Here is a 10,736-nt window from a genome sequence, read left to right on the forward strand (position 1 = left end):
GCAGACCACCTGTCCTACGCGGAGCCCCGCCCCCATACCCCCACTTCACCCGAACCGCTTGACACGACCTCCCGGCGCTTAACTACGCGGCATTGATCCTTGCCCTGGGCGTCTTCGCGGCCGGACACGTCATCGTCGCACTCGGCTCCAGCTTCACCCTGCTGCTGAGCGCGCGGTTCCTGACGGCGCTGGCAACGGGGGCGTTCTGGGCGGTGGCCAACGTGGTGGCCACCCGTGCCGTGGGTCCCGCCGCGAGTTCCCGCGCTCTGGGCGTCGTGGGCGCCGGCGCGATGCTCGCCAACGTCGTCGGCGTGCCGCTGGGCGCCTTCGCCGGACAGCTCATGGGCTGGAGGGGACCGTTCTGGGCCCTGGCCGTCCTCGGAGCGGCCGCCATGGCTCTCATCGCCCGCCAGGTTCCGCACGACACCGACGGCGGCCAGGCGATCTCCGTGCGCTCCGAGCTGGCGGCTCTGCGTTCGGGGCGTCTGTGGCTGGCGCTGGCGGCCTGCGCGACCACGACCGGTGGCGTGCTGTCGACGTACACCTACATTTCGCCGCTGCTGACCGACCGGGCCCATCTGGCTGCCGGTCTGGTGCCGCTGGTGCTGGTCGGTTTCGGTCTGGGGGCCCTGGGAGGTTTCCTGGTGGGAGGCCGACTGGGGGACCACCGTCCGCACGCGACGACGATCGCGGCCCCCGCGGTGACCACCGTTCTGCTGCTGGCGATCTGCCTGCTGTCCACCCACGCTGCGCCCACGGTCGTCCTGATCGCCCTGCTGGGGCTGTTCGGTCTGGGGACGAACCCGGTGCTCATTTCCCTGGGAGTGCGCTTCGCGGGCCAGGCCCCGACCCTGGGGTCAGCACTAACCGTGTCGGCGTTCAACCTCGGCACCGCCATCGGTTCCTGGATCGCCGGACTCGCCCTCGACTCCTCCTTGGGCGCCACGGGCCCTGCCGTCATCGGCACCGTCATTGCGGCACTGACCCTCATCCCCACGATCGCCATCGCATGCATCCAGCGCCGGCGCTCGCCGGTGTGAGTCCCACCAACCCAGCAGGTCGCGGCACTGCCGTGCCGTCCCGGACACGAACTGGCGCCGTAGGCGCCGGCACAACAGAGCAAGGAGACCCACCATGCGTGGAGTAGTGATGTACACGGCCGGCGACGTCCGGGTGGAGGAGCGCGAGGATCCGAAGATCGTCGAGCCGACCGACGCCATCGTGAGGCTGACCGCGACCTGTATCTGCGGCTCCGACCTGTGGCCGTACCGCGGCATCGAGCCCGCCGATCACCAGGTCATGGGCCACGAGTACGTGGGCGTCGTGGAGGAGATCGGCTCCGAGGTCAAGAATGTCAAGGTGGGCGACTTCGTCGTCGGGTCGTTCGTCATCTCCGACAACACGTGCGAGATCTGCCGGGCCGGGTTCCAGTCCAAGTGCGTGCACGCCGAGTTCGTCTCGCAGACGATCGGCACCCAGGCAGAGAAGGCCCGCATCCCGCATGCCGACGGCACCCTGGTCGCCACCCCCGGCCAGCCCGAGCCCGAGCTGATCCCCTCCCTGCTGGCCGCCTCCGACGTGCTCGGCACCGGCTGGTACGCCGCCGTCGCCGCCGAGGCCGGGCCCGGCAAGACCGTCGCGGTCGTCGGCGACGGCGCGGTCGGCCTGATGGCCGTCCTCGCCGCCAAGCAGCTCGGTGCCGAGCGGATCATCGCGATGTCGCGTCACCCCGAGCGGCAGAAGCTGGCCCGCTACTACGGGGCCACCGACATCGTCGAAGAGCGCGGCGAGGAGGGCATCGCGAAGATCAAGGAACTCACGGGCGGGCTCGGCGCGCACTCGGTGGTCGAGGCGGTCGGCACCCAGGAGTCCTTCATGCAGGCCGTCGGCGCCACCCGCGGCGGCGGGCACCTGGGCTATGTGGGCGTGAACTACGACGTGAAGATCCCCGGGATCGAGCTGTTCTTCGCCGGGATCCACACGCTTGGCGGTCCCGCTCCTGTGCGCCGGTTCCTGCCCGACCTGATCCAGCTCATCTGGGACCGCGAGATCGACCCCGGCAAGGTCTTCGACCTCACCCTGCCGCTGGAGCAGGCCGCGGAGGGCTACAAGGCGATGGACGAGCGGCGCGCCACCAAGGTGATCCTCACCTTCTGACCCAGCCTTTCGCTCCTCTTCTCCGCCCGCTCCACCCCACCGCAACAGACGGGGTCGGCTGGGGAGTTGGGACTCTCCAGCCGGCCCCCCATGGCGCGACATGCCGCGTGGGAGGGCGACGATGCCCTGTGCCTGGCCATCCCGTCCTGCGGCGACGGCAATCTCACCCAGTCGTATTCCTGTGCACGGCTGATCCGTCCACGATGTGAAGGCGTACATATGTCTGCTGACCCCTCTGAATTCGAAATTCCTCCCCCCACCGGATCCAGTGAGTCGTCCTCGGCGCCCAGTCGGCGCGCGTTCATCGCCACCAGTACCGCGGTCGGTGGCGTCGTCGCGGGCGGTGTGGTCGGCATGACCAGCCTCGCCGATCCTGAGGAGGCGAGCGCCGTGGGGGCGTCTGCCTCCAGCCGGGTCTCCCTGACGGTCAACGGCACCCGCAGGACGGCGACGGTCGACAACCGCACCTCCCTGCTGGACCTGCTGCGCGAGCACTTGGACCTCACCGGGTCGAAGAAGGGATGCAACGCAGGGGCCTGCGGGGCGTGCACCGTGCTGGTCGACGGGCGTCGGGTGAACTCCTGTCTGACGCTGGCGGTGCGGCTGGAGGGCGCCGAGGTCACCACCATCGAGGGCCTGGCCGACGGAGACGAACTCCACCCACTGCAAAAGGCGTTCATCGATGAGGACGCCTTCCAGTGCGGCTACTGCACACCGGGGCAGATCCTCTCCGGTGTCGGCTGCATCCAGGAGGGCCACACCAACTCACCGGAGGAGATCCGCGAGTGGATGAGCGGCAACATCTGCCGCTGTGGCTGCTACGTCAAGATCGTGCGCGCGGTCGAGCAGACCGCCGGCCGGAAGTAGGCGGCTCCCATGCATCCCTTCTCCTACACCCGCGCCTCCGACACCCGGGAAGCCCTCAACGCCGGACGCGCAGGCGGCCGTTACCTCGCCGGCGGCACTACCCTCGTCGACCTGATGCGGGAGACGGTCGAGCGACCCGAGACGCTCGTCGACATCAGCAGCCTGCCGCTGCGCGAAGTCACCGTCACCGAGCGCGGGGGCCTGCGCATCGGCGCGCTGGTGAGCATGGCCGAGGCGGCTGCCCATCCCAAGGTCCGCACCCTGTTCCCGGTCGTCTCCGAGGCGCTGGAGCTGAGCGCGTCGGCCCAGCTGCGGAACATGGCGACCATCGGCGGCAACATCATGCAGCGCACCCGCTGCACGTACTTCCGTGACGTGACCGCCGACTGCAACAAGCGCGAGCCCGGCTCCGGTTGTGCCGCCCTGCACGGCTACAACCGCACGCACGCCATCCTCGGCGCCTCCGACTCCTGCGTGGCCACCCATCCCTCCGACGTGGCCGTGGCCTTCGCGGCACTGGAGGCGACCGTGCACCTGCTGGGCCCTCATGGGGAACGCCCCGTGCCCTTCGCCGACTTCCTCCTCAAGCCCAATGACACCCCGAACCGCGAACAGGCGCTTGGGCGAGGCGAGTTGATCACGGCGGTGGAGATCCCCGCCCTGCCTCGGCCGCTGAGGTCCGGCTATCTGAAGGTGCGCGACCGGCAGTCCTACGAGTTCGCCCTGACCTCGGCTGCCGTCGCGCTGCACGTACGCGGCGGAGTGATCCGCGAGGCCAAGGTCGCCGCCGGGGGAGTGGGCACCGTGCCGTGGAAGCTGTCCGCCGTCGAGCGAGCCCTCCTCGACGAACGACCTTCCGCTGCCTTGTGGAAAGCCGCCGCCGCGCAAGCCGCGCACGGGGCCCGCCCGCTGGAACACAACCGGTTCAAGGTCGAACTCCTGAAGCGGACCGTCGAACGTGAGCTGCGCATCGTAGGAGGTACCAAGTGAGCCCCCAGCCGCAGGCAGCCGTCGGCGCACCACTGTCGAGGGTGGACGGGCCTCTGAAGGTCACCGGCAGGGCGCGGTACGCCGCCGAATTCGACGTCGACGGGGTGGTGCACGCGGTCATCGTCGACGCGAGCATCGGCCGCGGCCGCATCACGTCCATCGACACCGGCGCAGCCGAGGCCCAGCCGGGCGTCCTGCGAGTGATCCATCACGGCAACGCGCCGAAACTGCCGTATCGCGACAACTCCAACGGTTCGAACAACCCGGAAGGCCGCAGGCTGCGGGTCTTCCAGGACGACAAGGTCCTCTTCCACGGCCAGCCCGTCGCCGTCGTGGTGGCCACCACCGTGGAGGCCGCGCAGCACGGCGCGAGCCTGGTCGAGGTCCGCTACGACGCTGAACAGCCCTCGACCGACCTGACCGGGGCCACGGCGGATGAACCGACCCGCTACGCGCGCGGCGACGCCGAGGGCGCTCTGCGTGACGCGGCGGTACGGATGGATCTCACTTACCGCATGACGCGCAACCACCACAACCCGATGGAGACGCACGCCACCATCGCCCGCTGGGACGGTGACAAGCTGACCGTCTGGGACAAGACGCAGTGGGTGGTGGGCACGCAGACCGAGCTGTCCACGGTGTTCGACCTGCCCATGAAGTCCGTGCGGGTCATCAACCCCTTCGTCGGCGGCGGCTTCGGCAGTGCCTCCCGTTGCTGGCCGCACACGGTCGTCGCCGCGCTGGCCGCCCGCGAGCTGAAACGTCCCGTCAAGCTGGTCCTGACCCGCAGGCAGCAGTACTTCGGTACCGGCTTCCGGCCCAGGTACGAGTACCGGCTGCGCCTGGGCAGCGACCGGCGGGGCCGCCTGCAGGCCACGGTCCACGAGATCGACGCGGAGACCTCGTCGTACGAGACGTTCAAAGAGAACATCATGCTCGCCGGCCAGATGTTCTACAGCACGCCGAACGTCAGCCAGGCGTACCGGACGGTGCCGCTGGACGTGAACACCCCGCTGTGGATGCGCGGCCCGGGCTTCGCGAACGCGTCCTTCGCCATCGAGTCGGCCATGGACGAACTCGCGCACCGGCTGCGTATCGACCCGATCGAGCTACGCCTGCGCAACGAGCCGGCCGAAGACCAGTCGAACGGCCTGCCCTGGTCCACCCGCCGACTGCGCGAGTGCTAAACCGTGGGCGCCCGCGAGTTCGGCTGGCACCGCCGCGACTCCGAGCCCCGCGCGGCGCGGGACGGCGATTGGCTGATCGGTCTGGGCATGGCCGCGGCCGTGTACGACCCCGACGGCCAGGCGGCCGAGGCACGGGCCCGCCTGAACGCGGACGGCACCGCGGTCGTCGAGGCCGCCGCCAGTGACATGGGCCCGGGCACCTACACCTCCCAGACCCAGGTCGCCGCCGACGCGCTCGGGCTCGCCGTGCGCGCGGTGACCTTCCGCCTCGGCGACTCCCTGTATCCCAAGACCCCGGCACACGGCGGCTCGATGACCATGGCGTGCGTCGGCTCCGCCAACCTCGACGCGTGCAACAGGGTCCGGGGACAGGCGATCACACTGGCCGTCGAGGACCGCGAGTCGCCGCTGTACGGTGCCAAGGCCGAGGACGTCGTCGTGCGCAGCGGGCGACTGCACGTAGCGGGCAACCCCTCTCGTGGCGAGACCTATCAGCAGCTGCTGGCCCGCAACAACCTCACCCATCTCGAAGCCGACGGCTCGTACACAGGGCCGCCGAATCCCGAGCGGCACTCCTACTACACCTACGGCGCGGTCTTCACCGAGGTCGGAGTGGACGCGACGCTGGGCCTGGTGCGGGTGCGGCGGATGCTCGGCGTCTACGACGCGGGCCGCATCATCAGCCCCAAGCTCGCCGACAGCCAGGCCCTCGGCGGCATGGTCGGCGGCATCGGCCAGGCCCTCCTCGAGCACACGGTCACCGACCACCGCGACGGTCGTATCGTCAACGCCAACCTCGCCGACTACCTGGTCCCGGTCAACGCCGACATCCCCGACATCAAGGCGATCTACCTACAGGGCGAGGACAAGCGGGCCGATCCGATCGGCGTCAAGGGGCTCGGCGAGATCGTCCAGGTAGGGGTGGCGTCCGCCATCGCCAACGCGGTCTTCAACGCCACCGGCCGCCGCATCCGCGAACTGCCCATCACCACCGACGCGTTGCTCTGACCCCGGAGCCGTCAAGGACCGTCCAGGCCGGCCCGGCCGCCAGCCCCCCGTCCGGCTGCCGGGCCATCCAGGGCCGCCGCCACTCCCACTCCCCGGAGGGTACGGCGGCGGCCCGCCCCACCACACGAAGAAGCACACGCCGGAGGCAGTCCATGCTCAACATCGCAGACGTGCTGCACCGCTGGTGCCGCGCAGCCCGACCCTTCGCCCTGGCCACCGTCGTCGACGTCACCGGCAGCGCACCCCTGCCCATCGGCACGGCGGTCGCGGTCGACGAAGAAGGCAACGCGGTCGGCAGCATCTCCGGCGGCTGCGTCGAAGGCGCGGTGTACGAGCTGTGCCAACAGTTGCTCCACGACCAGGGCCCCTCACAACGCGCCTGGTTCGGCTACTCCGACGACGACGCCTTCGCCGTCGGCCTGACCTGCGGCGGCGAACTCGACGTCCTCGTCCAGCGGATCGACCCCACCCAGCAGCCCCACCTGACCGCCGCCTTCGCCGAGGTCACCGAGGGCCGGCCGACGGCCGTGGCACAGATCGTGGACGGCCCTGACCACCTCCTCGGCGCGACTGTGAGCATCCTGGGCGACGACCACGTCGCCCACGGAACCATGGACAGCGGACCGGTATACCGGGCGGTAGCGGACCAGGCCCGTGCCCTGATGCGAATGGGGCGCACCGGACGTGCGGAGGCCGGTGGCGGGGGAGACGACTGTCCCGGACCGCTGTCCGTGCTGGTGCACGTCCACGCCGCCCGCCCGCGCATGCTGATTTTCGGAGCCGTCGACTTCGCCGCCGCCCTCAGCCAGGCCGGGGCCTATCTCGGCTACCGCATCACCGTGTGTGACGCCCGCCCTGTCTTTGCCACCCCGGCCCGCTTCCCGCACGCGGACGAGGTCGTGACCGACTGGCCGCACCGCTACCTGGAACACACCGAGGTGGACGAACGCACCGCCATCTGCGTCCTCACCCACGACGCCAAGTTCGACATCCCCCTACTGCACCTGGCGCTCGGCACGTCTGCCGTCTACATCGGCGCGATGGGTTCGCGGCGCACCCACCACGAGCGCATGCACCTACTGAGGCAGGCCGGCCTCACCGAAGACCAACTGACCCGGCTGCGGTCCCCCATCGGCCTTGACCTCTGCGCCCGCACACCGCAGGAGACCGCCGTCTCCATCACAGCGGAGATCATCGCCCACACCAACCGGGGCACCGGGCTTCCCCTGTCGTCGACCAGCGGTCCGATCCACCAGCCGGCCATAAGAGAACGGGCAGCCATGAAGTGAGCCGGGCATTGAGTGCCTGGTCGGCACTAAGCTTGACTCTGTCGGGGATCTTGGAGTTGTCGAGGTCAACTGCCCTGGGCTCGCCAGGACTTCGGCCGGGGAATCTCACGCTGGTCGAGGTAGTCCTGGAAAGCAGTTGGTCTGCGGGGGATGGGAGGTTCCTCGGTGGGTGGCAGTCCGCTGAGGCGCTCGATGTTCACGGCGATGGCCGTCAGGACGTGCTGGATGTGGGCCTTTCCCTGTCCTCGGTAGCGGCAGCGTCGCATGCCGTGTCTGTGGGCGAACTGGTTGACCGTGCCCTCCACTCCGGAGCGGACCGCGTAGCGGGCCTTCCACTCGGGCGTCTGTTGCTCGGTGCGAACGCGGAGTTGCAGGTCGCGGAGTTCTCGTGGGGGGAATCCCACGGTGCGGGCGTTGTCGGCGGTGCTGGTGCACTGAGTGCGGGCCGGGCAGGGGCGGCACTGGCTCTTGGTGAATCGCGCCACGATCAGCGGGGCCGCGGTGGGCGAGGAGGTCGGGTAGGGGCCGTGCCAGCCCGCGCTGACCTGTCCCTGGGGGCAGGTGACCTGCTGCTTGTCGTAGTCGATGTGGAAGTCGTCCCGGGCGAAGCCCTCGTTGAGGCGATGCTGGCGGGTGGGGTTGCTCTTCAGCGGCCCGGAGACGGTGACGTGGTGTTCGCGGGCGGCTTGCTCCAGGTGGGGCAGGGAGGTGTAGCCGGCGTCGACCAGATGCTCGGCGGGCAGCAGTCCGCGGCGGGACAGACGGGTGTGGATGCCGGGCAGGACCTGGCTGTCGTGGGTGGTGGCCGCGGTGGTGGCCACGTCCGTGATCACGTTGGGGGCGTCGGGTGCACAGGTCTCGGTCAGGTGGGCGGTGAACCCCTTCCAGCTGATGATGTGTCCGTGCCGTGCGTAGCGGGCCGAGGTGTCGTAGGGGGAGACGATGGTCCGGGACGAGGGCGGCAGTCCGGGCCCGCCTTCCTTCTCGGCGGTGCGCCAGCGCAGGTGTCCTGCGGCGTCACGGTGGTAGTTCTGCACCATGATCCGCCGCAGGCCCTGGACACGAGGACCGGCCATGCGGTCGGCTCCGTGCTGGTAGAGGTGTTCCAGGAGCCGGACGGCGTCGTTTCCGGCGGCAAGAATCCTGGTCATGGGCTTGGTGGGGTTCTTGCCCAGGCGGACCGGCCGGCCGTAACGGAGCCCCCAGCCCTCGTCGACCAGCTCGTCGAGCAGGTGAGGGGACATGGTGGCTACTTCTTCGAGTGCGGCGCGGACCGCCTCGGTGATCAGCTCCAGACGGGTCAGGCCACGCACCGCGGCCAGGACATGGGTGGAATCGGTGCGCTGCGTGGTGCGCTCGCGCACCAGCCCGGTCTCGTTGAGACGGGCCAGCGCGAGGTCGAGGAGACGGTCAGCACGGCCGTCTTCAGCGAGACGATCGCGGAAGTCTGCCAGCACACTGTGGTGGAAACCAGGGTCATCCAGTTCCATGGCCATCGCATATTTGAAGTCGATGCGGCAGCGGACTGCCTCGGCGGCCTGCCGGTCCGACAGGCCGAACAGGAACTGCAGAACACAGACGGTGGCCAGTTGAGCTGGCGAGAGGCCCGGACGTCCGTCCCGCGGATACCAGTCGGCGAAGTCCTCGTCGCACCACAGCCCATTGAGCCGGTCACGCACCCATATCGCCGTCGTGCCACCCGGGTTGCTCGCCCACGCAACCTGCGCAGTCAGAGGCGGGACTTGCTCACCGGAACGGGGGCGAAGGGACAACGGGCACCTCGACAACTGCATCGGCCGGCGGAACTACCGAGCATGCCCGTTGACCATGCTGCCGCACCGGGAAACTCCAAGATCCCCGACAGAGTCAAGCTAAGCTCGCCAAGAGATCTTGCTGCGGTGTCCCGGTCGAGCGTGACTGTTGTAACGATCTGACCGTTCGGCGGGTGTGACGACTCGGCCGTGGATCGTGGACGACGACTTGTGGGCGCTGATCGAACCACTGCGGCCGCCCTGGCCGACGCGGTCGCCGAGGCGCAGGCCAGTGGATGATCGGCTCTGCCTGCAGGGCATCCTGTACGTCCTGCACCAGGACATCGCCTGGCAACTCCTGCCGCTGGAGCTGGGATTCAGATTCGGGCAGACCTGGTGGCGGCGCCTGAACCGCTGGCAGCGGGCCGGAGCCTTCGTGGTATTTGCCGCAGCCCGCTTGTAGGCACGCGCCTGCATCGGCGAATCACCCGTGCGAGCGACGACTCACCTGCAGACGCATTGGACCGTGCGCCATTTCCCGCAGGCGAACCCTGCCGACCGCGGCTGCGAGAGCGTCCCGGCCGTCTTGCGGCGGCTGGACTCGGAGTTGACCGAGCACGGTCCCTGGCGATCAGGCACTTTTGACTTCCGCCTGCCTGAGGATGAGCACTGATTCAGGCACCGGCTTCACCTCCATCCAACCGAGAGTCTGCTGCTCTACACCGAGGGCCTCGCCGAAGCCCCGTCCACCATGGGGAGCAGTTCGGTGAAGACCGCCTCACGCACGCGCTGGCTACTCAGAGCCACACCATCGCAGCGACCACACTGTCACCCAAGTCGTGCGCGTACCGGTACCACGGGCATGGACGACGACCAAGCCGCTCTCGTCCTGACAGCCACCCCTCAGTCGCCCAGTAGGCCGCCAGAGGCGTAATGGCGTCACAGCGGGTAGGCGAATACAGGCAAGTCCTATTGCACATGAAGAAATGCCAAGGAAACCGACAAGGGATCCTCCATGACTACCACGCTCAGTAAGCAGACACCGGAAGAGCAGCGGCCGAGTGCGCCCTGGCGCTACGGCGCCGCTTGGGGCACCAGGGGTGCGCACATCGCCGAGGCCCGCCACGCCGTGCGTTCGCTGCTGGCACGGGCAGGACACCATCCGCGCGAGCGTTCCAGCCAGGACGCCGAGCTCGTCGTCAGCGAACTGGTCACCAATGCCGTCCGTCACGCACCCGGACCGGGTGAACTCATGCTCGAAGTCTCGCCGGACGCCGCCCAGTTGCGGATCAGCGTCCGTGACAGCTCCCCGCTCCCGCCCCGTCTCCAGGTGTCCGACGCCGGCCGCATCGGCGGACACGGCCTGCACCTGGTCACCCGGCTCTGCGACCAGGTGCGTACCATCGCCCTGGGCACGGGCAAACGAGTCGTCGCACACCTGCCCTTGCATCAGCCTGCCGGCTGACCCTCGCGAGAGTTGCGCACCG

8 protein-coding genes and 1 pseudogene are annotated in these 10,736 nt (G+C 69.2%); 8 read left to right on the forward strand and 1 reads right to left on the reverse strand.

The window, feature by feature from the left end; all coding sequences use genetic code 11:
* Nucleotides 1-92 precede the first annotated feature (92 nt).
* The 6 genes and pseudogenes from ABZ646_RS29815 (at nt 93) to ABZ646_RS29840 (ending at nt 7,498) form a co-directional block, all read left to right on the forward strand.
* A complete protein-coding gene (locus ABZ646_RS29815; protein WP_360525454.1) occupies nt 93-1,040 on the forward strand; it encodes an MFS transporter in 948 nt (315 codons plus the stop codon).
* A 94-nt stretch (nt 1,041-1,134) separates the two neighbouring features.
* The gene (locus ABZ646_RS29820; RefSeq protein WP_360525457.1) at nt 1,135-2,157 is read left to right on the forward strand and encodes a zinc-dependent alcohol dehydrogenase family protein; all 1,023 of its coding nucleotides are present in this window, start codon (nt 1,135-1,137) and stop codon (nt 2,155-2,157) included.
* Between the two features lie 219 nt (nt 2,158-2,376).
* Complete coding sequence (locus ABZ646_RS29825; RefSeq protein WP_360525460.1) at nt 2,377-3,024, forward strand: (2Fe-2S)-binding protein; 648 nt, start codon at nt 2,377-2,379, stop codon at nt 3,022-3,024.
* Between the two features lie 9 nt (nt 3,025-3,033).
* Nucleotides 3,034-4,014: a xanthine dehydrogenase family protein subunit M gene (locus ABZ646_RS29830; protein WP_360525463.1), complete on the forward strand. Its 981-nt coding sequence runs from the start codon at nt 3,034-3,036 to the stop codon at nt 4,012-4,014.
* Nucleotides 4,011-6,209: pseudogene (locus ABZ646_RS29835) on the forward strand (xanthine dehydrogenase family protein molybdopterin-binding subunit). The gene ABZ646_RS29830 and the pseudogene ABZ646_RS29835 overlap by 4 nt, the downstream one beginning before the upstream one ends.
* A 152-nt stretch (nt 6,210-6,361) precedes the next feature.
* Nucleotides 6,362-7,498 carry an XdhC/CoxI family protein gene (locus ABZ646_RS29840; RefSeq protein WP_360525466.1) on the forward strand — a complete coding sequence of 379 codons (1,137 nt, stop codon included), beginning with the start codon at nt 6,362-6,364 and terminating at the stop codon, nt 7,496-7,498.
* A 65-nt stretch (nt 7,499-7,563) separates the two neighbouring features.
* On the opposite strand, the gene ABZ646_RS29845 is transcribed toward ABZ646_RS29840, so the two are convergent.
* Nucleotides 7,564-9,177 (reverse strand): IS1182 family transposase, encoded by a 1,614-nt coding sequence (locus tag ABZ646_RS29845; RefSeq protein WP_360525469.1) that lies wholly within the window; start codon nt 9,175-9,177, stop codon nt 7,564-7,566.
* A gap of 289 nt (nt 9,178-9,466) precedes the next feature.
* Here ABZ646_RS29845 and ABZ646_RS29850 point away from each other — a divergent pair, with 289 nt between their 5' ends.
* Together ABZ646_RS29850 and ABZ646_RS29855 are read left to right on the forward strand one after the other, a co-directional pair.
* Complete coding sequence (locus ABZ646_RS29850) at nt 9,467-9,712, forward strand: transposase (RefSeq protein WP_360525472.1); 246 nt, start codon at nt 9,467-9,469, stop codon at nt 9,710-9,712.
* A gap of 552 nt (nt 9,713-10,264) precedes the next feature.
* Nucleotides 10,265-10,714, forward strand: coding sequence for an ATP-binding protein (locus ABZ646_RS29855; RefSeq protein ID WP_360525475.1), 450 nt, complete (start codon nt 10,265-10,267; stop codon nt 10,712-10,714).
* The last annotated feature ends 22 nt before the right edge of the window (nt 10,715-10,736 follow it).

Origin of the sequence: Streptomyces sp. NPDC007162 (assembly GCF_040634175.1) — a bacterium.
Taxonomy (GTDB): Bacteria; Actinomycetota; Actinomycetes; order Streptomycetales; family Streptomycetaceae; genus Streptomyces.